The organism is Giesbergeria anulus (assembly GCF_900111115.1).
Lineage (GTDB): Bacteria > Pseudomonadota > Gammaproteobacteria > Burkholderiales > Burkholderiaceae_C > Simplicispira > Simplicispira anulus.
This window is the reverse complement of sequence record NZ_FOGD01000001.1, coordinates 824,228-846,979: the sequence shown is the minus strand read 5'-3', so window position 1 is coordinate 846,979 and position 22,752 is coordinate 824,228. Positions and strand designations below refer to the sequence as shown.

20 protein-coding genes and 1 tRNA gene are annotated in these 22,752 nt (G+C 50.6%); all 21 read left to right on the top strand.

The window, feature by feature from the left end; genetic code table 11:
- Positions 1-16: 16 nt before the first annotated feature.
- On the top strand, positions 17-4,354 hold the full coding sequence (locus BMX55_RS03865) for a pilus assembly protein (RefSeq protein ID WP_245751230.1): 4,338 nt from the start codon (positions 17-19) through the stop codon (positions 4,352-4,354).
- Positions 4,354-4,854, top strand: coding sequence for a type IV pilin protein (locus BMX55_RS03860; RefSeq protein WP_091452959.1), 501 nt, complete (start codon positions 4,354-4,356; stop codon positions 4,852-4,854). The genes BMX55_RS03865 and BMX55_RS03860 overlap by 1 nt, the downstream gene beginning before the upstream one ends.
- Entirely contained in the window at positions 4,851-5,432 is a 582-nt protein-coding gene (locus BMX55_RS03855) for a GspH/FimT family pseudopilin (RefSeq protein ID WP_091452955.1), read from the top strand. Before BMX55_RS03860 ends, BMX55_RS03855 begins: the two co-directional genes overlap by 4 nt.
- Positions 5,433-5,644: 212 nt before the next feature.
- Complete coding sequence (gene rpsO, locus BMX55_RS03850) at positions 5,645-5,911, top strand: 30S ribosomal protein S15 (RefSeq protein WP_091452952.1); 267 nt, start codon at positions 5,645-5,647, stop codon at positions 5,909-5,911.
- A gap of 207 nt (positions 5,912-6,118) precedes the next feature.
- A complete protein-coding gene (gene pnp, locus BMX55_RS03845; RefSeq protein WP_091452949.1) occupies positions 6,119-8,353 on the top strand; it encodes a polyribonucleotide nucleotidyltransferase in 2,235 nt (744 codons plus the stop codon).
- Positions 8,354-8,405: 52 nt separating this feature from the next.
- Complete coding sequence (gene tpiA / locus BMX55_RS03840) at positions 8,406-9,161, top strand: triose-phosphate isomerase (RefSeq protein ID WP_091452946.1); 756 nt, start codon at positions 8,406-8,408, stop codon at positions 9,159-9,161.
- A gap of 43 nt (positions 9,162-9,204) precedes the next feature.
- On the top strand, positions 9,205-9,567 hold the full coding sequence (gene secG, locus BMX55_RS03835) for a preprotein translocase subunit SecG (RefSeq protein ID WP_091452944.1): 363 nt from the start codon (positions 9,205-9,207) through the stop codon (positions 9,565-9,567).
- 115 nt (positions 9,568-9,682) lie between these two features.
- Positions 9,683-9,767, top strand: a tRNA-Leu gene (locus BMX55_RS03830).
- 74 nt (positions 9,768-9,841) lie between these two features.
- The gene (locus BMX55_RS03825; RefSeq protein ID WP_091453215.1) at positions 9,842-10,201 is read left to right on the top strand and encodes an NADH-quinone oxidoreductase subunit A; all 360 of its coding nucleotides are present in this window, start codon (positions 9,842-9,844) and stop codon (positions 10,199-10,201) included.
- A 24-nt stretch (positions 10,202-10,225) separates the two neighbouring features.
- Positions 10,226-10,705: a NuoB/complex I 20 kDa subunit family protein gene (locus BMX55_RS03820; RefSeq protein ID WP_091452941.1), complete on the top strand. Its 480-nt coding sequence runs from the start codon at positions 10,226-10,228 to the stop codon at positions 10,703-10,705.
- Positions 10,706-10,714: 9 nt separating this feature from the next.
- Positions 10,715-11,323, top strand: a complete 609-nt coding sequence (locus tag BMX55_RS03815; protein WP_091452938.1) for an NADH-quinone oxidoreductase subunit C — start codon at positions 10,715-10,717, stop codon at positions 11,321-11,323.
- A 27-nt stretch (positions 11,324-11,350) separates the two neighbouring features.
- On the top strand, positions 11,351-12,604 hold the full coding sequence (locus tag BMX55_RS03810) for an NADH-quinone oxidoreductase subunit D (RefSeq protein WP_091452935.1): 1,254 nt from the start codon (positions 11,351-11,353) through the stop codon (positions 12,602-12,604).
- Complete coding sequence (gene nuoE / locus BMX55_RS03805) at positions 12,601-13,092, top strand: NADH-quinone oxidoreductase subunit NuoE (RefSeq protein WP_091452932.1); 492 nt, start codon at positions 12,601-12,603, stop codon at positions 13,090-13,092. Before BMX55_RS03810 ends, nuoE begins: the two co-directional genes overlap by 4 nt.
- Positions 13,089-14,444 carry an NADH-quinone oxidoreductase subunit NuoF gene (gene nuoF / locus BMX55_RS03800; protein ID WP_091452929.1) on the top strand — a complete coding sequence of 452 codons (1,356 nt, stop codon included), beginning with the start codon at positions 13,089-13,091 and terminating at the stop codon, positions 14,442-14,444. The genes nuoE and nuoF overlap by 4 nt, the downstream gene beginning before the upstream one ends.
- A 15-nt stretch (positions 14,445-14,459) precedes the next feature.
- Positions 14,460-16,601, top strand: a complete 2,142-nt coding sequence (nuoG, locus tag BMX55_RS03795) for an NADH-quinone oxidoreductase subunit NuoG (RefSeq protein WP_091452925.1) — start codon at positions 14,460-14,462, stop codon at positions 16,599-16,601.
- Positions 16,598-17,674 carry an NADH-quinone oxidoreductase subunit NuoH gene (nuoH, locus tag BMX55_RS03790; RefSeq protein ID WP_091452921.1) on the top strand — a complete coding sequence of 359 codons (1,077 nt, stop codon included), beginning with the start codon at positions 16,598-16,600 and terminating at the stop codon, positions 17,672-17,674. The genes nuoG and nuoH overlap by 4 nt, the downstream gene beginning before the upstream one ends.
- A gap of 14 nt (positions 17,675-17,688) precedes the next feature.
- Positions 17,689-18,195, top strand: coding sequence for an NADH-quinone oxidoreductase subunit NuoI (nuoI, locus tag BMX55_RS03785; protein ID WP_091452917.1), 507 nt, complete (start codon positions 17,689-17,691; stop codon positions 18,193-18,195).
- A gap of 40 nt (positions 18,196-18,235) precedes the next feature.
- Positions 18,236-18,895: an NADH-quinone oxidoreductase subunit J gene (locus BMX55_RS03780; protein ID WP_091452913.1), complete on the top strand. Its 660-nt coding sequence runs from the start codon at positions 18,236-18,238 to the stop codon at positions 18,893-18,895.
- Positions 18,892-19,200, top strand: coding sequence for an NADH-quinone oxidoreductase subunit NuoK (nuoK, locus tag BMX55_RS03775; protein ID WP_091452910.1), 309 nt, complete (start codon positions 18,892-18,894; stop codon positions 19,198-19,200). Before BMX55_RS03780 ends, nuoK begins: the two co-directional genes overlap by 4 nt.
- 27 nt (positions 19,201-19,227) lie before the next feature.
- Entirely contained in the window at positions 19,228-21,261 is a 2,034-nt protein-coding gene (nuoL, locus tag BMX55_RS03770) for an NADH-quinone oxidoreductase subunit L (protein WP_091452906.1), read from the top strand.
- A 13-nt stretch (positions 21,262-21,274) separates the two neighbouring features.
- Complete coding sequence (locus BMX55_RS03765) at positions 21,275-22,750, top strand: NADH-quinone oxidoreductase subunit M (RefSeq protein ID WP_091452904.1); 1,476 nt, start codon at positions 21,275-21,277, stop codon at positions 22,748-22,750.
- Positions 22,751-22,752: the final 2 nt, after the last annotated feature.

Genomic DNA, 22,752 nt, shown 5'->3' with positions numbered 1-22,752 from the left:
TTTAAAGGTACTGCACATGAAAAATAAAAAAACAAGCATGGCCAGTGATTCTGGCAGTCGTTCTGGTCACTACCGTACCCTGCTCAGTCGTTTGCGGCCACAAAGCATCCGTGGCTGGGTGGCAAGTGCTGGTTTGGCCATCATGGCTCTCGCCTCTTTTGTGGTGGTGGGGCAGTCAAGTCCACCTAGTATTCCAGCTATCAATTTGCCTAATGAGCCACTTTTTGGTATCAGTACCAATGACAAACCGGCCATGGCCTTGGCCCTGTCGGTAGAGTTCCCTACCTTGGGAGCCCAATACCTAGATGCTGACTACACGTCCACCAACGAATATCTCGGTTATTATGACGCCGAAGCCTGCTACACCTACAACGATACCCCCAACGAAAAAGGCCCCACTGACCCAAAATACTCCGATTACAAGCGCTTTGACCGTAGCGGCCCTGCAGGTCCTACGAGTAGTCTACCTAACCTGAAAAAGCGGGAATGTGATGATGCATTTAGCGGCAACTTTTTGAATTGGGCATCCAGTTCGGCTATTGATATGTTGCGCTTGGCATTGTCAGGGGGGGACCGGTATATCGATGAGAATAATTTGACGATTTTGCAGCGCGCGGTACTTTCTGATGGCGATCCCATCTCTTTCTGGAATAGCTCTAACTTTCCTGCCAAGAAATTGCTCAAAGATGGCGGTGGGGCAAAATTCTATTGGGGGGCTGTTCCTAAAATTATGAGGAATCATAATAAAGATATATCGATTGCAAATAAATTAAACAGAATTTATTTCAAGTCTGGAGATAGTAGTGGCAGTACTGCCGATTATACCCTAGGAGGTGTTGCTACTGGTAATCAAATAGAAAACCCTGTTCGCTCTGCCTCGTCCCTACCCAGTGATACGAAAAATTGTATCAATGGTGAGACCGGCACCTGTAGCTTTTCTGGAATAAAGGAGGTCTGGTATGGTGCCAATTCTAAATGGTATGTGGCAGCTGCGAACAATGGGGTAAATTGTTCATCTGGTTGTAATAATGTTTTTGGTGATCCAATTGGCGGAACATCAAAAAAAGTTTATTATAGAGATTATAGTGGAGATTGGAAGCCGCAGACGGGAGTTCTCAATAGCGACGGTTTTTTCTACTCACGCGTTCAGGTGTGTAAAGCGAATGGGAATATTTTGGAAGATGTGCGCGATTATGGCCTATGCAAAAAATACCCCAATGGTAATTACAAGCCCACCGGGGTCATTCAAAAATATGCAGACCAGATTCGTTTGGCGGCTTTTGGTTATCTAATGGATCAGACTGCCAGCTACGACAATGGGCGATATGGCGGTGTGTTGCGAGCGCCTATGAAATATGTGGGGCAGAAAAAATTTGATATTTACGGCACTGAGGAAGTCGGTGCTAATCCCAAGGCAGAATGGGACGGAAACACAGGTGTCTTCAATAAAAATCCAGAAGGCGACGCCACGTTTGGAATCAGCGGCGTTATCAATTACCTCAATCAGTTCGGACGCACAGGCCCCAAACCAGGAATGTACAAAAAATACGATCCGGTAGGTGAGCTATATTACCAAGCATTACGCTATATGCAGGGGCTACCTCCCACCCCTGATGCCATTGCAAATCTAGGCACCTTACAAACATCCAATGCTTTATACGATGGCTACCCAGTTTATACCGACTGGACTAACATCGACCCCTATGGCGGCGGGCGCTCCAAAGACGATAATTATGCATGTCTCAAGAGCAATATTGTAGTGATTGGGGACATCAACACCCATGATGGCAACTGGCGCAACGTTACGCCTGACACCACCAAAAACGTGCCCAATTTTAAGACTTTTCATGCGCAGGTTCGCACCTACGAAAGTAGTTCAAACAGTAATAGCTCGGCCCCCAGCTCGTCACAAACTAGTCAGATTATGGGTTATGCTTACTGGGCCCATGCCAATGACATTCGTGGCACTGGCTGGACAGATCAGCCTGAAAAGCAGCGCCCAGGGCTACGCGTCAAAACCTTCGTTTTCGACGTTAACGAATATGGAAATTCTACCAATCTTGCAACGCGAAGCAAGAGCAACCAGTTTTTCATGGCTGCAAAGTATGGTGGCTTTGAGAATGATCCTTCCAATCTGGGTAACAATCCCTATAACGACCTGAGCGGTACTCCAAACCCACATAAAGACAAAAGCGGCAATGTTAACAACCGCGTTTGGCAGCGGGATGATGGAGATGCATCCACCTATTACCTGCAAAGTGATGCCCGTAAGGTTCTAGCCGCTTTTGATGAGATTTTTAACCGATCTTCCTCAAAGGCACACAGTATTGCTAAGCCTGGGGCCAATAGTACGACCATCAAAGTGGGTAGTACGCCCTTAATTTACCAAGGGGGCTTTGATACCAGCGACTGGAGTGGAGATGTAGAGGCCAAAGCGATAGCAATGTCTTTGGATGCAAATGGTAATCCCTCTTATTCTTATACCCTTCGTTGGAGTGCAGCTGCAAAACTCGCAGAATTAACCAATCCTGTCACCAGTCGCAACATCGTGATTGGTACTGATTCTGGGGCAGTTGATTTTTCGTCCTCCACCAATTTTAGCTTTGTTACCGCAGATGAGGTCAAATATTTGCGTGGCGATAAATCTTTGGAAGGTACCACCATTGATGGCAACGTCACTTGGCGCAAGCGCAGCACCCTGCTTGGCGATATAGTCAATTCGGGTGTCGTATATTCTGGTGCACCATCTAAACAAATCAGCGAACCAGGCTACAAAGATTTTTATAATGATAATAAAGATCGTACCCCTGCCGTGTTTGTTGGGGCCAATGATGGCATGCTTCATGCGTTCAATGCCACTACGGGCGACGAGCTTTTTGCTTATATTCCAAAGATGATGTCTTCTAAACTGGCGGCCCTCACCCGCTCCACCTTTGTCGGTAACCATCAAAATTATGTTGATGGCCTGATTGCAGTCAGTGAGGCAAAAATAGGTACGGCAGGCACAAAAGCTGACTGGAAAACGGTGCTTGTAGCTGCAAATGGTGGAGGTGCCCGTGGTGTCTTTGCTCTCGATGTTACCAACCCAAGTTCTTTCGGGGCTAGTAAGGCCATGTGGGAGTTTACCAGTGCTGATGATGCAGATATGGGTTACGTCATTGGCCAGCCGCAAATTTTAAAAATGAGAACCAGTGCTACCGATAAAAATTACAAATGGTTTGCTGTCGTGGCCAGTGGTGTTAATAATTATCTGAATGATGGTGCTGGCAATTACAGCTCAACTGGAGAGCCAGCACTCTTCTTCCTTTCTTTAGACAAAGAATCAGGGGCTGCATGGAGTCTTGGAAGCAATTATTACAAAATTTCCTTGCCCGTGAACGCTACAGTTAGTGCTACCAAACCCACTGGAGTCGCTAACTTTTATCCATTAAAAGATGGATATGGTACCGTCAGAGAAATGTTTGTTGGTGATTATCACGGCAACATATGGAATTTGCAATTCAATATCCGTGGTTTATCACAATGGAGGGCCCCCGTTGATTGGACTTCCTCTAAACTCTCTCCGTTTGTAAAATCACAAACTGCTTATCCATTGTATATTGCTAAAGATGCCGCTGGCAATCGCCAAGTCATCCATGAGGCTCCTGTGGTGGTTAGTGGGCCAGTGGTGAAAGATAGAGAAACTTTCTTTGTCTTTGCTGGTACAGGCAAGTTGCTGGAGGTGGCGGATAAAAGCTCCTCAGCCAGCCATTCTATTTATGCGGTGCATGACAACGGCACCACCACCACCGACGATACCTCCACCCCAGTAGTAATTAAAGGCCGTGCACGCTTAAAATCAGGAACAGTGAATACCAGCGCCAAAACTGTTACAGTGGGTAGTTTTATCTGGGGTCGTCCTAGTACCGACGGAAACATGGACGAGCGTGCTGGATGGTACGCTGACCTGCCCACCACTGGTGAGCGTGTAGTGGGGCCCATCCAAATTTTGGGCAGAAAAGCTATTTTTAACACCCAAATTCCTACCACGGCGGGGGCCTCTGGCGGTTGTGCAGCCGGGGCGAGCACCACCAATACCTATGTGGTCGATATTCCGACTGGTGCGGGTAGCTTCGTCTCTAGGACAGGGCCTGAGTCTCCTGCAATCTTGTTTGAGGATGCCACACCAGTCATTAATGAAAAGCCTAGTGATCCTACTGGGCGGCGTGTACGAATTAAAAGTTTCCGTAGCGTCACTACTGGGCAAGGTACTAGTGGTACCGAGTTGTCTATCGAAGTAAAAGAATTGCTTGGTCGGTTGAGCTGGCGCTATATCAATAATTACCAAGACCTGAAAAACAAAGCGAGTGAATAATGAAAAAAGAACACTACGGATTTACCCTGATAGAACTCATGATTGTGGTGGCTATTGTGGGTATTTTGGCTGCTGTAGCCTATCCTGCCTATACCGATTCAGTGCGCAAAGGCCGTCGAGCACAAGCCCGAACCGCTTTGTTAGAGTTGATGCAGCAGCAAGAGCGCTTTATGACGCAACGTAATTGTTATGCCGCATTTACTACTGCATCCAATGGTACAGCTACCGCTACCGCCAATACTGAATGTGGATTCAGTAGTTCTACTACTGTATCTATGTTCAAGACTTCTTCTGGCGATAGTGGGGCTTCTTCGGCCAGTTATTTACTTAAAGCAAGTCAGTGTGGCACACAGTCTTTGCGCGATTGTATTTCTTTAGAGGCTACGCTGAAAGATTCGACCGCAGATCCTCAAGTAGGAAATATTACCCTGACCAGTACCGGTGTCAAAAGTTGTACCGGCTCTCAAAAAACCACCAATCCTCAACTTTGTTGGCCATGAAATATTGCAAAAAATCCCATGCTGGGTTTACGCTAATCGAGTTAATGGTCACACTGTCCATTGCTGCCGTTCTCATGATGGTGGCGGCCCCCAGCATGGTAGCATTTAAGCGTAATTCAGAGTTGAGCTCACTCTCCAATACCCTGTTATCTGCCATCAATGCAGCTCGAGGCGAAGCGATGAAACGAGGCATGGCAGCCTATGTGGTTCCTTCCAATGGTGGAGGGGCTTGGGAGGTGGGGTGGGTGGTTTTTGTTGATAAAAACAATAACCAGATTTATGATGATGCGACAGATCAATTAATATACCAACAGGCAGCACCAGCCAGTTATTTTACAATTACAGGGAATGGGCCTGCAGGAGTAAATCCAGCTTACATACGATTTGATCCATCTGGTTATCCAAAGTTAAAAAATAATTCCTCAGTCAGTAATTTGACTTTTACTATCAGTCGCAATGATGTCACAGGCACTGCTTTGTATGAAAATACGCGCAGACTAAAAATTGATAAAATAGGCCGTGTACGTATTTGTAAGCCTACCTCTGCTACTGATACCAAGTGCCCTGCTCCATCCTGATTCCTGATGCTGGCCCTAGGCGGGCCAGCCGGATCACCAAGCTTTTTCTCGTATCAAGGCAGTAAGACATCTCCACTGTCTGGGCCTTGTCCGTTATAATCGCTATGTTTTGCATGTTGCAGAACGCACGCCGGTAACCCATCCAGTGACCGGCGCAAGTCAACCCGCACCAGCGCACGCTGTCCACTGGTCGCAATTCAGGAAATTTCCCAATGATCGCATCCTCCATCAAGGCCGAAGTCGTCAAGGCCAATGCCCGCTCCGCCACCGACACCGGTAGCCCAGAAGTCCAAGTGGCCTTGCTGACTGCCCGCATCAACGAGCTGACCCCTCACTTCAAGACCCACGCCAAAGACCACCACGGTCGCCGTGGTCTGCTGCGCATGGTCAGCCGCCGTCGCAAGCTGCTTGACTACCTCAAGGCCAAAGACAGTGACCGCTACGTCGCACTGATCGCCAAGTTGGGTCTGCGCAAGTAAGCCTACGCCCTTGTGATTTATCAAAACGTCTGGGTTAGCGTGCTAGCTCAGGCGTTTTTTACTTTGCCGGTGGGCGCAATCAGAGCGAAGCTGTGTCATTCCACTGAAGTTCCGCGTGCGGCTTCACTGGAATGGCATCGTGTTCTGGACGGTTCACTGGCTCTTGCTGGCCGCTTTCGGTCAGTTTTTTTCTCAGGAGCAAAATAAATGAGCATTTTTAACAAAGTCACCAAGACCTTCCAATGGGGTGACAAGACCGTCATCATGGAAACGGGGGAGATCGCCCGCCAAGCATCTGGTGCTGTGCTGGTCAACATCGATGACACCGTCGTGCTGGCTACTGTGGTTGCCTCCAAGGGTGCCAAGCCCGGCCAAGATTTCTTCCCGCTCACCGTCGATTACATCGAGAAGACTTACGCTGCGGGTAAAATTCCCGGTAGCTTCTTCAAGCGCGAAGCCAAGCCCAGCGAACTCGAAACTCTGACCAGCCGCCTGATTGATCGCCCGATTCGTCCGCTGTTTCCCGAAGGGTTTTTCAACGAAGTGCATGTGGTCATCCACACTCTGTCACTCAACCCTGAAGTCGATGCCGACATCGCCGCATTGATTGCTTCTAGCGCTGCGCTGGCTATTTCTGGCATTCCGTTCAGTGGCCCTATCGGTGCTGCCCGCGTCGGTTACGTCAATGGCGAGTATGTGCTCAACCCCGGTCAGACGCTGCGCAAGAGCAGCCAGATGGATTTGGTGGTCGCTGGTACCGAAGCCGCTGTGTTGATGGTCGAGTCCGAAGCACAACAGCTACCCGAAGAAGTGATGCTCGGTGCCGTGGTGTTTGGTCATGAGCAGGGCAAAATTGCCATCAACGCCATCCATGAGTTAGTGCGTGATGCGGGCAAGCCTGTGTGGGATTGGAGCGCTCCGCCCAAGGACGAGGCCTTGATCGCCAAGGTGACACACTTTGCTGAAGAAAAGCTGCGTGCCGCCTACCAAATTCGCAACAAACAAGCCCGTACCCACGCTTGCCGCGAAGCCTATGCCATGGTCATGGCCGACCTAGCCGAAGCTGGCGTCATCTTCGATAGCGTCAAGGTGGAAGGCATGTTGTTCGATATTGAAGCGCGCATTGTTCGCAGCCAGATTTTGGCTGGTGAGCCGCGTATTGATGGCCGTGACACCCGTACCGTCCGTCCCATCGAAATTCGCAACAGCGTGTTGCCGCGTACCCACGGCTCTAGCCTGTTCACCCGTGGTGAAACCCAAGCGCTGGTCGTTACCACCTTGGGCACCGAACGCGATGCGCAACGCATTGACGCTCTGGCTGGTGAATACGAAGACCGTTTCATGCTGCACTACAACATGCCTCCCTTTGCCACTGGTGAAGTGGGTCGCATGGGCAGCACCAAGCGCCGTGAAGTCGGTCATGGCCGTTTGGCCAAGCGTGCGCTGGTTGCCGTGCTGCCCAACAAGGAAGAATTTCCCTACACCATGCGTGTGGTGTCTGAAATCACCGAGTCCAATGGCTCCTCTTCGATGGCTTCGGTCTGTGGCGGTTGCCTGTCCTTGATGGATGCAGGTGTACCCATGAAGGCGCACGTAGCCGGTATTGCGATGGGCCTGATTAAAGAAGACAACCGTTTTGCCGTCCTGACCGACATCTTGGGCGATGAAGACCATCTCGGTGATATGGACTTTAAAGTGGCTGGTACCACTGCCGGTATTACTGCCTTGCAAATGGATATCAAAATCCAAGGTATCACCAAAGAAATCATGCAGGTCGCGCTGGCCCAAGCCAAAGAAGCGCGCCTACACATCTTGGGCAAGATGCAGGAAGCCGTAGGCGAAGCCCGCACTGAAGTGTCTAGCTTTGCCCCCAAGCTCTACACTATGAAGATCAACCCGGAAAAAATCCGGGATGTGATCGGCAAAGGTGGCTCCGTCATCCGTGCCCTGACCGAAGAAACTGGTTGCCAGATCAACATCGAAGAAGATGGCACTATCACGATCGCTGCTGCCGAGGCATCTAAGGCCGACGAAGCCAAGCGCCGTATTGAGCAAATCACCGCTGAAGTCGAAATTGGCAAGATTTATGAAGGCCCAGTGACCAAAATTTTGGACTTTGGTGCTTTGATCAACCTGCTGCCTGGCAAGGATGGTTTGTTGCACATCAGCCAAATTGCCCACGAGCGTGTTGAGCGCGTCAGTGACTACCTGCAAGAAGGCCAGATCGTCAAGGTCAAGGTCATGGAAACCGACGAAAAAGGCCGCATCAAGTTGTCCATGAAGGTGCTGACCGATCGTCCGGCCTATACTCCTGACCGTGGTGATCGTGCCGAGCGCGGTGGTGAGCGTACAGAACGCAACGAGCGCCGTGAAGCACCAGTGGCCCGCGAGCAGGAGCAGGCACCTGCTATTCAGGCCCCTGCGCAAGAGCCGCAGGTCTGATGAACTCAGTGGCGGACTTCTCTTTTGGTATATTTTTTCACGCAGTGTGAACATGAATAAAAAACTGATCGCAGGCAACTGGAAAATGAACGGCAGCTTGGTTGCCAATGACGCACTGGTGCGTGCTTTGCTGGCTGGTCTGGCCGAAGCGGCCCCAGTATGTGATGTAGCGTTGGCAGTGCCAGCGCCCTATCTGGCCCAGTTGCAATCCTTACTGGCCGGTGCGCCCTTGGCGCTGGCCGCACAGGATGTATCAGCCCATGAGGCAGGAGCCTACACCGGAGAAGTATCCGCCACCATGCTGCGCGACTTTGGTTCGCGTTATGTCTTGGTGGGGCATTCTGAGCGTCGCCAGTACCATGCAGAAACCGATCAGGTGGTTGCCCTAAAAGCCCAGCGTGCCTTAGCAGCAGGTATTACGCCCATCGTTTGTGTGGGTGAGACCTTGGCTGAGCGTGAGGCGGGTCAAACCGATGCCGTAGTCAAGCGTCAGTTGGCCGCAGTCATTCACCTCAATGGTCACTGCATCAGTGAAGTGGTGGTGGCTTACGAGCCGGTGTGGGCGATTGGTACGGGAAAGACAGCTTCGCCTGAGCAAGCACAGCAGGTTCATGCTGTGCTGCGTGCTCAACTAGCCGCTGCCAGTGACAAGGCTGCGCGCATTCGTTTGCTCTACGGCGGTAGCATGAATGCTACTAATGCTGCTGAGTTGCTGGCCCAGCCAGACATTGATGGTGGCTTGGTGGGTGGTGCTTCCCTCAAGGCCACAGACTTTTTGCAAATCGTGGCAGCTGCACAATCCCACTGAGTGGGGCGCAAGCTACAGGCAACCAAATTAGGAGTTCATGGTAATGAGTGTGTTGGTGAATGTAATTCTGGGTGTGCAGATGCTCGCTGCGCTGGGCATGATTGGTCTGATCCTCATCCAACATGGCAAGGGTGCGGACATGGGGGCTGCTTTTGGTAGTGGTGGTTCTGGCAGCTTGTTTGGGGCCAGTGGCAGTGCCAATTTCCTCTCGCGTACGACAGCGGGCTTGGCTGCCGCCTTCTTTGTTTGTACCTTGGCACTGGCCTATTTTGGTAACGTGCGTCCAGCCAGTTCGGGCAGCGTTCTAGAAGGCACAGCCACAGCCATTCCTAGCACTGTTACTGCCCCTGCACCGGTGCCAACGGCACCTGCACCTGAAGGCGCAGCACAGATTCCTGCAAAATAATTCCATTCTTGGGCTTTTCAAGTCCAAGAAGTAAATTTTTTCAGGTTAGAATTCGGCACTGTCTGGAGTAGCAAACAATAAGTTCCTCAAGCTATCCTAGGCAATGCAAAAAAAAGCCGTCGTGGTGAAATTGGTAGACACGCTATCTTGAGGGGGTAGTGGCGAAAGCTGTGCGAGTTCGAGTCTCGCCGACGGCACCAAACAAAACAAACCTGTTGTCATGCCTTTTTTCTGGCATGACATCCACGGTTCAAGCGGTGAGCGCATCCAGAAGATGAACCTCGATCAATATCTCCCCGTTCTTCTGTTTATCTTGGTGGGCGTAGCGGTTGGCGTTATTCCGCTGGCCTTGGGCTATATCCTCGGCCCTAATCGGCCTGACGTTCAAAAAAATTCCCCTTACGAATGCGGTTTCGAGGCTTTTGAAGATGCTCGAATGAAGTTTGACGTGCGCTACTACTTGGTGGCCATTCTCTTCATCCTGTTCGACCTAGAAATTGCCTTTTTGATTCCTTGGGCTGCATCCTTGCATGATGTTGGTGTGACAGGTTTTGTCGCTGTCCTGATCTTTTTGGCAGTTCTAGTGGTGGGGTTTGCCTATGAGTGGAAAAAAGGCGCCCTAGACTGGGAATGAGTCGTTCGCACAAGGATAGATGCCATGATTGAAGGTGTAATGAAAGAAGGCTTTGTCACCACGAGTTACGACTCGGTGATCAATTGGGCCAAAACCGGTTCTCTCTGGCCTATGACCTTTGGTCTGGCCTGTTGTGCGGTGGAAATGATGCATGCCGCTGCTGCACGTTACGATATTGGTCGTTTCGGTGCTGAAGTATTCCGTGCCAGTCCACGCCAGTCTGATCTGATGATCGTTGCTGGTACCTTGTGTAACAAAATGGCCCCCGCACTGCGCAAGGTCTATGACCAAATGTCTGAGCCACGTTGGGTGCTGTCGATGGGGTCTTGTGCTAACGGTGGTGGTTATTACCACTATAGCTATTCGGTAGTGCGTGGTTGCGATCGTATCGTTCCAGTAGATGTTTATGTGCCTGGATGTCCTCCAACAGCTGAGGCCCTAATTTACGGCATCATTCAGTTGCAGCAAAAAATTCGCCGCACCAACACAATTGCGCGGGCTTGAAAGGGTGTCATGACTGTGCTTGCTGTGAGTCCCGAAAAAATCAAAGAAGCCGTGAGTGCTGCCTTAGGTGCCAAAGTGCGCCAAATTCAGGTAGCATTGGGTGAAGTCACTGTGCAGGTTGATGCTGCTGTGTATCTCGAAGCGATGCAATTGCTACGCACCGCGCCCGGTTGTAAATTTGAGCAACTGATAGATTTGTGTGCTGTAGATTATTCTACCTACCAAGATCGCGTTTGGGAGGGGCCACGTTATGCCGTGGTGTCTCATCTGTTGTCTGTGAGTTTGAATCAGCGTTTGCGTGTCAAAGTATTCTGTCCAGATGATGACTTACCAGTAGTCTCTTCGCTCACGTCGATGTGGGAAGGTGCAGGCTGGTTTGAGCGTGAGGCTTTTGATTTGTTCGGTGTGTTGTTTGATGGTCATACCGATTTGCGTCGTATTTTGACCGATTATGGTTTTGTCGGTCACCCGTTCCGCAAAGACTTTCCGCTCTCTGGCCATGTTGAAATGCGTTATGACAACGATCAACGTCGTGTGATTTACGAGCCTGTCAGCGTCGAACCGCGTGAGATCACACCCCATATCATTCGTGAAGATAAATATGGAGGCCTGCACTGAGGCGCTTCAAGCCTTCTTTGCTCCATCATGGCTGAAATTAAAAACTATTCCCTAAACTTTGGTCCCCAGCATCCGGCCGCACACGGTGTGTTGCGTTTGGTGTTGGAGCTTGACGGCGAAGTCGTGCAACGTGCCGATCCACATATTGGCCTGCTGCACCGTGGTACTGAAAAACTTGCAGAACATAAAACATTCATCCAGTCGTTGCCTTATATGGATCGACTGGACTATGTTTCTATGATGTGCAATGAGCATGCTTACTGCTTAGCAATTGAAAAGCTCTTGGGCATCGAAGTGCCTTTGCGTGCTCAGTACATCCGTGTGATGTTTTCTGAAATCACCCGGCTTTTGAATCATCTGATGTGGTTGGGTTCCCACGGTAACGACTGCGGCAGTTCCACTATCCTGATCTACACTTTCCGTGAGCGGGAAGATTTGTTTGATATGTACGAGGCAGTTTCTGGCGCTCGTATGCACGCAGCTTATTTCCGTCCTGGTGGTGTCTATCGCGATCTGCCCGATAGCATGCCACAGTACAAGCCAAATAAGCTTCGCAATGCTAAGGCGCTGCAAGAGCAAAATCAACAGCGCCAAGGTTCCCTGCTCGATTTTATTGATGACTTTACACAGCGCTTTCCAGCTTGTGTCGATGAGTACGAAGTTCTGCTCACAGACAACCGTATTTGGAAACAACGTACCGTCGGTATTGGTGTCGTAGAGCCCGAGCGTGCTATCAATTTGGGTATGACTGGCCCAATGTTGCGTGGCTCTGGTATCGCTTGGGATTTGCGCAAAAAGCAGCCTTACGATGCCTATGATCGTGTAGATTTTGATATTCCAGTGGGCGTTACTGGGGATTGCTATGATCGTTATTTGGTGCGTGTGCAGGAAATGCGCCAATCCAACCGTATCATCAAGCAGTGTGTAGATTGGTTGCGCGCCAATCCGGGGCCCGTCATTACTGACAACCACAAGGTTGCTCCACCTAGCCGTGAATCCATGAAATCCAACATGGAAGAATTGATTCACCACTTTAAGCTCTTTACCGAAGGTTTCCATGTACCGGAAGGCGAGGCTTATGCAGCAGTGGAGCATCCTAAGGGAGAGTTTGGTATCTATTTGATCAGTGACGGTGCCAATAAACCTTATCGTCTAAAAATTCGTGCCCCCGGTTTTGTCCACTTGTCCACTTTAGATGAAATGTCCCGTGGTCACATGTTGGCTGACGTGGTGGCCATCATTGGGACTATGGATATCGTGTTCGGAGAGATTGACCGATGATTTCTGAAGCGACAAAAGCACGCTTTGCGCGTGAAGTGGCCAAATATCCGGCTGAGCAAAAGCAGTCGGCGGTGATGGCTTGTCTGTCCATTGTGCAGCAAGAGCAGGGTTATGTCAGCGAGGCCAGCGAGGCCGTCATTGCCGAATATCTTGGCATGCCACAGATTGCGGTGCATGAAGTCACCACTTTCTACAACATGTACAACCAGCAGCCAGTAGGTAAGTTCAAGTTGGCGGTCTGTACCAATCTCCCCTGCTTGCTGCGTGATGGTGGAAAGGCCTTGGAGCATCTGGAACAGAAACTGGGGGTTTCTATGGGTGAAACCACCAAAGATGGTTTGTTTACCTTGCAACAGTGCGAGTGCTTGGGTGCCTGTGCTGATGCCCCTGTGATGCTCGTCAATGACCGCAATATGTGCAGTTTCATGGATGATGACAAGCTAGACCAGTTGGTGGACAGCTTGCGTGCCGTGGAGGGTAAGCAATGACTACCGCTGCCCAAATTTTGAATCAATTTCAGGCCACTGGGGTAGAAACCTGTTTCCATGATCGCCACATCGAACCGCAAATTTATGCCGGTTTGAATGGTTCGAACTGGAGCATTAAGGACTACGAAGCCCGTGGTGGCTATCAGGCCCTGCGCAAGGTGTTGGGCCAAGATGGTGCCGAAGCCCTGACCCAAGATCAGGTGATTGCCACGGTCAAGGAGTCTGGACTGCGTGGTCGTGGGGGCGCTGGCTTTCCTACAGGTCTGAAGTGGAGTTTCATGCCACGTCAGTTTCCTGGGCAAAAACACCTTGTCTGTAATTCAGATGAAGGTGAGCCTGGAACCTGTAAAGACCGTGACATCTTGATGTTCAACCCCCACATCGTTATCGAAGGCATGATTATTGCCGCCTATGCGATGGGCATTAGCGTGGGTTATAACTACATCCACGGCGAGATTTTTCAGGTTTACGAGCGTTTTGAAGCTGCCTTAGAAGAAGCGCGTGCCGCAGGGTATCTAGGTAATAACATTCTGGGTAGCTCTTTTAGTTTCCAACTCCATGCCCACCACGGTTTCGGTGCCTACATCTGCGGCGAAGAGACGGCGTTGATTGAGTCTATTGAAGGCAAGAAAGGCCAGCCGCGCTTCAAGCCGCCTTTCCCAGCCAGTTTTGGTCTATACGGCAAGCCCACGACTATCAACAACACTGAAACCTTTGCTGCTGTGCCGTGGATTATCCGCAATGGTGGTCCAGCCTATTTAGCTTGTGGCAAGCCGAACAACGGTGGTACCAAGATTTTCTCAGTCAGTGGTGACGTGCAGCGTCCGGGCAATTATGAAGTGCCTATGGGTACACCGTTTGCCAAGTTGCTGGAACTGGCCGGTGGTATGCGCCCAGGTCGTCAACTGAAGGCAGTTATTCCTGGCGGATCTTCTTCACCTGTGCTGCCTGCTTCCATCATTATGGAATGCACACTCGATTATGATTCCATCGCCAAGGCTGGTTCGATGCTGGGTTCTGGTGCAGTGATTGTTATGGATGACAGCCGTTGTATGGTCGAGTCGCTCAAGCGTCTGTCTTACTTCTATATGCACGAATCCTGCGGCCAATGCACGCCCTGCCGTGAAGGGACTGGCTGGCTTTGGCGCTTGGTAGATCGCATTCACCGTGGTGATGGTCGTCCCCAAGATATGGAGGTTCTCGATTCCGTGGCCACCAGTATCATGGGACGCACCATTTGCGCTTTAGGTGATGCCGCTGCCATGCCTGTGCGTGCGATGATCAAACACTTCCGCCCAGAGTTTGAGGCATTTATCCAGAAGAAAAACCCGCAGGCTGTAGCTTCTGCCTGATCGCGAGAAAAGCATATGGTTGAAATTGAACTGGATGGTCAGAAAGTGGAAGTCGCCCCAGGTTGCATGGTTATGCATGCAGCCGAAAAGGCTGGGACGTTTATCCCCCATTTCTGTTACCACAAAAAGCTCTCTATTGCTGCCAATTGCCGGATGTGCTTGGTAGAGGTGGAGAAGGCTCCCAAGCCGATGCCCGCCTGTGCTACCCCGGTAACGCAGGGTATGGTGGTGCGCACCAACAGTGAAAAAGCCATTCAGGCGCAGAAATCTGTCATGGAGTTTCTGCTTATCAACCATCCGCTGGACTGTCCTATCTGTGACCAAGGTGGTGAATGCCAATTGCAAGATATGGCAGTGGGCTATGGTGGCACGACTTCCCGCTATGAAGAAGAAAAGCGCGTAGTCTTGCACAAGGAAGTGGGCCCACTGATCTCTATGGAAGAGATGAGCCGCTGCATTCATTGCACCCGCTGTGTCCGCTTTGGTCAAGAAGTGGCCGGAGTGATGGAACTGGGGATGATTCACCGGGGTGAGCATTCTGAGATCACTACCGTAACTGGCGAAACCATCGACTCTGAGCTCTCTGGCAACATGATCGACCTGTGTCCAGTCGGTGCTTTGACCAGCAAGCCTTTCCGCTACAGCGCCCGTACTTGGGAACTGTCGCGTCGTAAGTCCGTCAGTCCGCATGATTCTACTGGCGCCAATTTGGTGGTGCAGGTCAAGAATCACAAGGTCATGCGCGTTCTGCCCTTCGAAAACGAAGAGGTCAATGAATGCTGGATTGCTGACCGTGATCGTTTTTCCTACGAGTCACTCAATAGTGACCAGCGCCTGACTGCTCCGATGATCAAGCAGGGTGGCGCATGGAAAGAAGTTGATTGGCAAACGGCCTTGGAATATGTGGCCAATGGCTTGAAAAATATTAAGGCTGAGCATGGTGCCAATGCCGTTGGCGCTTTGGTCAGTCCACACAGCACGCTAGAAGAAATTTATCTTGCCAAGGAATTGCTGCGCGGTTTGGGCAGCAGCAGCATTGATTATCGTTTGCGTCACGCCGATTTTTCTGCCCCTGAAGGTGTCCGTTGGTTGGGGCGCTCGATTGCTTCACTCTCTACACTACAGTCGGTGTTGGTAGTAGGGTCAAACCTGCGCAAAGACCATCCATTGTTTGCCCAACGTGTCCGTCAAGCGGCTCGTAAGGGTTGTACGGTTACGGCCATTGATGATGTGGTGCGCGACTGGGCGTTGCCCGTTGCCCAAACGCTGGTAGCAGCACCCCAAGATTGGTTCCAAGCCCTGTCTGATGTCGCTGCTGCTGTGGCACAACAAAAAGGGGTAGATGCACCCAACGCCCAAGGTAAAGCTAATGCAGTGGCATCATCCATCGCAACAGCGCTGCTGGTGGGTGAACACAAAGCAGTTTTGTTGGGTAATGCGGCTGCACACCATGCCCAAGCTGCTACTTTACTGGCACTGGCTAACTGGATCGGCGAGCAGACTGGTGCTACTGTCGGTTATTTGACCGAAGCTGCTAACACCGTGGGTGCGCAGTGGATGAAGGCATTGCCCGATGACGCTGGTTTTAATGCCGCACAGATGCTAGAAGGCCGCGCCAAAGCGCTGCTATTGCTCCAAACAGAACCTGTTTTTGACAGTGCAGTCGGTAGCAAAGCTGTGTCTGCTTTGGCCGGGGCGGATATGGTCGTTACCCTAAGCTCCTTCAAGACGAATATGGAGTTTAGCGACGTGCTGTTGCCGGTTGCGCCGTTTAGCGAGACATCTGGTACCTTCGTCAATGCTGAAGGCCGGGCGCAAAGTTTCCACGCTGTAGTTCGTCCCTTGGGCAATACCCGTCCAGCTTGGAAAGTGTTGCGTGTTTTGGCCAATCTGTTGGGTATCGCTGGTGTGGATTTCCAGACCTCGCAAGAAGTCTTAGAAAAAGCTACCCACGCCCCACAAGGTGGCAGTCTGAATGTTGTGCCGGCGGCTCAGTTGAGCAACCGTAGCAAAGCAGGTATGACTGTTGCCGGTGTTGTGCCCGCTGCTGCACCTGTGGTGGCATCCATTTATCAGCTGGACGGTCTGGTTCGGCGTTCACCCTCTTTGCAACTGACAGCGGATGCGCGTCTGGCTTCTGCAGGAGTGCAGGCATGATTGATGCAATTTACAACGGTGGCTTGGGACTCTCCTCCCAAGCATGGTGGACAGCAGCAGCTTGGCCAGTGCTCTGGATCCTTCTGAAAATTGTAGTGATTCTGGCTCCTTTGATGGGGGCTGTAGCTTACTTGACTCTTTGGGAGCGTAAGCTGTTGGGGTTCATGCAGGTGCGCCTTGGCCCCAACCGTGTCGGCCCTATGGGGTTGTTGCAGCCCATTGCCGATGCTCTGAAGCTGTTGACCAAAGAAATTATTCAACCTTCTGCTTCTAGCAAGGGATTGTTTATTCTTGGCCCCGTGATGGCTATCATGCCAGCCTTGGCCGCGTGGGTAGTCGTGCCTTTTGGCCCTGACGTGGCATTGACCAATGTCAACGTTGGCATTTTGCTGATGATGGCTATCACCTCGATTGAGGTTTATGGTGTCATTATTGCTGGCTGGGCTTCCAACTCTAAATATGCCTTTTTGGGTGCCATGCGCGCGTCGGCGCAGATGGTAAGCTACGAAATCGCCATGGGCTTTTGTTTCTTGGTGGTCATCATGGTGTCTGGCAGCATGAATCTCACTGCTGTGGTCACGAGTCAAGCATCAGGTATGGCCGCATCGTATGGTCTGAATTTCCTGTCTTGGAACTGGTTGCCTCTGTTCCCCATTTTTATTGTCTATCTGATCTCTGGTGTGGCTGAAGTCAATCGCCATCCTTTTGACGTGGTAGAAGGCGAAGCAGAAATTGTTGCTGGTCACATGGTGGAATACTCTGGCATGGGCTTTGCCATCTTCTTCTTGGCTGAATATGCCAGTATGTGGTTGGTGTCGATTCTGGCCGTACTGATGTTCTTGGGTGGCTGGTTGTCCCCAGTGGCAGCGCTGGACTTCATTCCTGGTTGGATTTGGCTGGGTCTCAAGACTTTTGTGGTTGTGTCGATGTTCATCTGGATTCGCGCTACCTTCCCACGCTTCCGTTATGACCAGATCATGCGTCTGGGTTGGAAGATTTTCATTCCAGTCACTTTGGTGTGGTTGGTCATTGTTGGCGGCTGGTTGCTTTCGCCTTGGAATATCTGGAAATGAACGGGGATACACGAATGGCTGCCACAGCTGCATCCTTTTCCTTCAAGGATTTCTTCAAAAGCTTCATGTTGGTGGAGCTGGTCAAGGGCATGTCTCTGACTGGTCGTTACACCTTCAAGCGTAAAGTGACAGTGCAATTTCCTGAGGAAAAAACACCACTGTCACCACGCTTTCGTGGCCTGCATGCCCTGCGTCGCTATGATAATGGCGAAGAGCGTTGCATCGCCTGCAAATTGTGTGAAGCTGTCTGTCCTGCAACTGCCATTACGATTGAGTCGGATGTGCGTGCGGATGGTTCGCGTCGCACCACCCGCTATGACATTGATCTGACCAAGTGCATTTTCTGTGGTTTCTGCGAGGAGAGTTGTCCGGTCGATTCGATCGTTGAAACCCAGATCCTCGAATACCATGGTGAAAAGCGCGGTGACCTGTACTTCACCAAAGATATGCTTCTAGCTGTGGGTGATCGGTATGAGACGGAAATCGCTGCTGCCAAAGCTGCAGATGCCAAGTACCGCTAAGTTGCATCTCCATTCGTCAGAACTCTAAAAAGACCGATTCATGGACGCCAAGACTGGTTTCTTCTATCTGTTCTCGGTTGTGCTGCTTTATTCAGCCTTCCGGGTTATTACAGCGCGCAATCCGGTGCATGCCGTATTGCATTTAATTTTGGCATTTTCGCAAGCTGCGGGTGTGTGGCTTCTGCTAAAAGCCGAATTTTTGGCGATTGTGCTGATCCTGGTGTATCTGGGAGCGGTCATGGTGCTCTTCATGTTTGTCGTGATGATGCTCGATATTCGTGTAGATGCCTTGCGGCAGGGATTTTGGAAAAACTTTCCCTTAGCTGCTGGTATGGGCGCTCTGATTGCACTAGAAATGGCTGCGGTGTTGATGGGTGGCTTTGGTAGCGTAGATGAACCGAAGGCCATGGCGACAGCATTGGATGCTGCAGGTAACGCTATTCCCTATTTCAATGCCAGAGAGCTGGGGCGTTTGATGTACACCCAGTATCTGTATCCAGTAGAAATTGCTGCTGTCATTCTTCTGCTGGCGATGGTGGCTGCGATTGCCTTGACCCTGCGTCGTCGCAAAGACAGCAAAGCCATTGACCCTTCTATTCAAGTGCGTGTACGGGCTGAAGATCGGGTGCGTCTGATTAAATTGGACGCGACGCGGCCAGTTAGTACTGAACCTGTAGTTGGTGAGGAGAAAAAAGCATGATACTCACTCTAGGGCATTTTCTTTCCTTGGGAGCCATGCTGTTTGCTTTGGCTGTCGTCGGAATTTTTCTGAACCGGAAAAACCTGATTGTGTTGCTGATGGCCATTGAGTTGATGCTGTTGGCGGTCAATATGAATTTCGTGGCCTTCTCCCATTACTTGGGGGATATGCACCGGCAAGTGTTTGTTTTCTTTATCTTGACGGTCGCTGCAGCCGAGTCGGCCATCGGTTTGGCCATCCTGGTGCTACTGTTCCGTAATAAGTCGAATATCGATGCGGAAGCCCTCGATACTCTTCGCGGTTGATATGCCGGATATGCAAGGTTCTCCACAATGAGTCAAACCCTTTCTGCTTCAACGCTGTTGGCAGTTCCGCTAGCTCCGCTGGTGGGTGCTGCGCTCGCCGGCATTTTTGGTACTGCCTTTGGTGGTAACTGGATTGGTCGCCGTGCTTCGCACATGCTGACCATCGCTGGTGTCTTGATGGCATTCATCCTCTCAGCCATGACGCTGCAAAGCGTGGTGGTCGATGGTGCTCGCTTCAACGAGACGATTTACACCTGGATGGTGGTTGGCGGACTCAAGATGGAAGTAGGTTTCCTGATTGATTCCCTCACGGCCATGATGATGTGTGTAGTCACTTTCGTCTCGTTGATGGTGCATATCTACACGATTGGTTACATGGAAGAGGATGAAGGCTACAACCGCTTTTTCTCTTACATTTCGCTCTTTACCTTCTCCATGCTCATGCTGGTCATGAGCAACAACTTACTGCAACTCTTCTTCGGTTGGGAAGCAGTCGGTTTGGTGTCTTATTTGTTGATTGGTTTCTGGTTCAACAAACCATCGGCGATTTTCGCCAATATGAAAGCCTTTTTGGTCAACCGTGTTGGTGACTTCGGTTTCATTTTGGGTATCGGCCTGATTGCTGCCTATACAGGCACCCTCAATTACAGCGAAATTTTTAGCAAATCCGCTGAACTGGGTGCTATGCCATTTGGCTACGGTACTGACTGGATGTTGGTAACAGTGACCTGCATTTGTCTGTTCATTGGTGCTATGGGCAAGTCGGCGCAGTTTCCTTTGCATGTTTGGTTGCCTGACTCCATGGAAGGTCCAACGCCCATTTCTGCACTGATTCACGCAGCAACGATGGTGACAGCAGGTATCTTCATGGTATCGCGTATGTCACCCTTGTTTGAGCTGAGTGATACTGCGTTGAATTTCATTTTGGTCATTGGTTCCATTACAGCTTTGTTCATGGGTTTCTTGGGCATCATCCAGAACGATATCAAGCGTGTGGTAGCTTATTCGACACTGTCGCAGTTGGGTTACATGACGGTTGCTTTGGGCGCTTCTGCTTATTCGGTAGCGGTGTTCCACTTGATGACCCACGCATTCTTTAAAGCGCTGCTCTTCTTGGGTGCTGGTTCGGTCATCATGGGCATGCACCATAACCAAGACATTCGTTGGATGGGTGGCGTACGTAAGTATATGCCTATCACTTGGATTACTTCGTTGTTGGGATCTTTGGCGCTGATTGGTACGCCACTGTTTTCTGGTTTCTATTCCAAAGACAGTATTATTGAGGCGGTGCATTTTAGCCACTTGCCGGCTGCTGGTTTTGCCCATTTTGCAGTCTTGGCTGGTGTGTTTGTCACGGCGTTCTATTCGTTCCGTATGTACTTCTTGGTGTTCCATGGCAAGGAGCGCTACGATCAGAACCCAGATGCCCATCACCATGATGACCACGGTCATGATGATCACCACGGTCATGGCGATGGCAAACCCCATGAGTCGCCTTGGGTTGTCACCTTGCCTTTGGTCTTATTGGCCATACCTTCGGTGATCATCGGTTTTATGACGATTCAGCCGATGTTGTTTGGTGATTTCTTCAAGGATGTGATCTTTGTTGATGCTGTGAAGCACCCTGCCATGGCAAAGTTGGCAGAAATTTTCCACGGCCCTGTAGCAATGGCTATGCATGGGTTGCAAACAGCACCTTTCTGGCTGGCTGTGGCAGGCGTAGCACTGTCCTACTACATGTACATGGTTAATCCAGCAGTACCCACAGCGATTAAGAAGGCATGTATGCCCATCTTTACGTTGTTGGAAAATAAGTACTACTTAGATTGGATCAACGAAAACATCTTGGCACGTGGTGCTCGTGCTTTAGGTACCGGTTTGTGGAAGGGTGGCGACCAGATGCTGATTGACGGTGCAGTTGTCAATGGTTCCTGGAAGTTGGTCGGATGGATTGCAGGGCTGGTTCGCCGGATGCAGACGGGGTATGTTTACCACTATGCATTGGTCATGCTGTTGGGCGTTTTTGCCCTCATGACTTGGTTTGTCTGGCTCAACAAGTAGGAGAAAAACAAAAATGGGTTTGTTGAGTCTTGCTATCTGGACGCCCATCGCGTTTGGTGCGCTATTGCTGCCTCTAGGGCGTGAAAGCCAAGTGCAGGCTGTACGCTGGCTGGCATTGGTGGGTGCGGTTATCAGTTTTCTGGTGACTTTGCCTTTGTACAGTGGTTTTCAACTGGGCACTGCTTCGATGCAGTTTGTCGAGAGGACACCTTGGATTGACGCTTTTAATATCTTCTATCACCTTGGTGTAGATGGTATTTCGTTCTGGTTTGTCCCTTTGACAGCATTTATCACAGTGATCGTGGTGCTTGCGTCTTGGGAGTCGATCACTGAGCGTGTCAACCAATATATGGGAGCATTCCTGATTTTGTCAGGACTCATGATTGGTGTATTTGCTGCCTTGGATGGGATGCTGTTTTATGTGTTCTTTGAGGCGACGCTGATACCGATGTACCTGATCATCGGTATCTGGGGTGGCCCACGCAAAATCTATGCAGCGTTTAAGTTCTTCCTTTATACGTTGCTTGGTTCTTTGTTAACGTTGATCGCCCTGATTTATCTGTACCATCAATCGGGCGGTAGTTTTGATATTGCTACTTGGCACAAGTTGCCTTTGAGCGCCCATGCGCAGACTTTGCTGTTCTTTGCCTTCTTTGCCGCCTTTGCTGTGAAGGTGCCTATGTGGCCAGTGCATACTTGGCTACCAGACGTGCACGTTGAAGCGCCTACTGGTGGTTCTGCTGTGCTGGCAGCCATCATGCTCAAACTGGGTGCGTATGGTTTCTTGCGTTTCTCGCTACCTATTGCCCCAGATGCTTCGCGCGAATGGGCTTGGCTGATGATTGCATTGTCCCTGCTGGCTGTGTTGTATGTCGGCTTGGTGGCGATGGTGCAGAAGGACATGAAAAAACTGGTGGCCTACTCCTCCGTGGCACACATGGGTTTTGTTACCTTGGGATTCTTTGTCTTCAATGACTTAGGTGTTTCAGGCGGTTTGGTACAAATGATCTCCCACGGCTTTGTGTCTGGGGCCATGTTCTTGTCCATTGGGGTGTTGTACGACCGTATGCATTCGCGTGAAATCGCTGACTACGGCGGTGTCGTCAATACCATGCCCAAGTTTGCTGCCTTTGCCTTGCTGTTCACGATGGCCAATTCTGGTTTGCCCGGTACGGCAGGTTTTGTGGGCGAGTGGATGGTGATTTTGGCTGCCGTCAAGTCTAACTTTTGGGTTGGCATGGGTGCCGCTACTGCGCTGATTTGGGGCGCTGCCTATAGCCTGTGGATGTTCAAGCGTGTCTATCTTGGCCCTGTAGCCAATGACCATGTGAAAGAACTCAAGGATATTGGTAGCCGTGAATTTTTCATCATGGCCTTGTTGGCGGTGGCAGTACTCTATATGGGCCTCTATCCCCGTCCTTTTACTGACGTGATGGATGCTTCTGTGGCTGAGCTGCTCAAGCATGTGGCCTTGTCCAAGCTGAACTGAGC

What these genes read in the sequence shown, in the direction of transcription:
- nuoF (WP_091452929.1), top strand. Translation starts at nt 13,089, where the DNA reads ATGACTACCGCTGCCCAAATTTTGAATCAATTTCAGGCCACTGGGGTA.
- rpsO (WP_091452952.1), top strand. Translation starts at nt 5,645, where the DNA reads ATGATCGCATCCTCCATCAAGGCCGAAGTCGTCAAGGCCAATGCCCGC.
- BMX55_RS03820 (WP_091452941.1), top strand. Translation starts at nt 10,226, where the DNA reads ATGATTGAAGGTGTAATGAAAGAAGGCTTTGTCACCACGAGTTACGAC.
- BMX55_RS03865 (WP_245751230.1), top strand. Translation starts at nt 17, where the DNA reads ATGAAAAATAAAAAAACAAGCATGGCCAGTGATTCTGGCAGTCGTTCT.
- BMX55_RS03810 (WP_091452935.1), top strand. Translation starts at nt 11,351, where the DNA reads ATGGCTGAAATTAAAAACTATTCCCTAAACTTTGGTCCCCAGCATCCG.
- secG (WP_091452944.1), top strand. Translation starts at nt 9,205, where the DNA reads ATGAGTGTGTTGGTGAATGTAATTCTGGGTGTGCAGATGCTCGCTGCG.
- BMX55_RS03780 (WP_091452913.1), top strand. Translation starts at nt 18,236, where the DNA reads ATGGACGCCAAGACTGGTTTCTTCTATCTGTTCTCGGTTGTGCTGCTT.
- BMX55_RS03765 (WP_091452904.1), top strand. Translation starts at nt 21,275, where the DNA reads ATGGGTTTGTTGAGTCTTGCTATCTGGACGCCCATCGCGTTTGGTGCG.
- nuoK (WP_091452910.1), top strand. Translation starts at nt 18,892, where the DNA reads ATGATACTCACTCTAGGGCATTTTCTTTCCTTGGGAGCCATGCTGTTT.
- nuoE (WP_091452932.1), top strand. Translation starts at nt 12,601, where the DNA reads ATGATTTCTGAAGCGACAAAAGCACGCTTTGCGCGTGAAGTGGCCAAA.
- pnp (WP_091452949.1), top strand. Translation starts at nt 6,119, where the DNA reads ATGAGCATTTTTAACAAAGTCACCAAGACCTTCCAATGGGGTGACAAG.
- nuoH (WP_091452921.1), top strand. Translation starts at nt 16,598, where the DNA reads ATGATTGATGCAATTTACAACGGTGGCTTGGGACTCTCCTCCCAAGCA.
- BMX55_RS03860 (WP_091452959.1), top strand. Translation starts at nt 4,354, where the DNA reads ATGAAAAAAGAACACTACGGATTTACCCTGATAGAACTCATGATTGTG.
- BMX55_RS03855 (WP_091452955.1), top strand. Translation starts at nt 4,851, where the DNA reads ATGAAATATTGCAAAAAATCCCATGCTGGGTTTACGCTAATCGAGTTA.
- tpiA (WP_091452946.1), top strand. Translation starts at nt 8,406, where the DNA reads ATGAATAAAAAACTGATCGCAGGCAACTGGAAAATGAACGGCAGCTTG.
- nuoG (WP_091452925.1), top strand. Translation starts at nt 14,460, where the DNA reads ATGGTTGAAATTGAACTGGATGGTCAGAAAGTGGAAGTCGCCCCAGGT.
- BMX55_RS03825 (WP_091453215.1), top strand. Translation starts at nt 9,842, where the DNA reads ATGAACCTCGATCAATATCTCCCCGTTCTTCTGTTTATCTTGGTGGGC.
- BMX55_RS03815 (WP_091452938.1), top strand. Translation starts at nt 10,715, where the DNA reads ATGACTGTGCTTGCTGTGAGTCCCGAAAAAATCAAAGAAGCCGTGAGT.
- nuoI (WP_091452917.1), top strand. Translation starts at nt 17,689, where the DNA reads ATGGCTGCCACAGCTGCATCCTTTTCCTTCAAGGATTTCTTCAAAAGC.
- nuoL (WP_091452906.1), top strand. Translation starts at nt 19,228, where the DNA reads ATGAGTCAAACCCTTTCTGCTTCAACGCTGTTGGCAGTTCCGCTAGCT.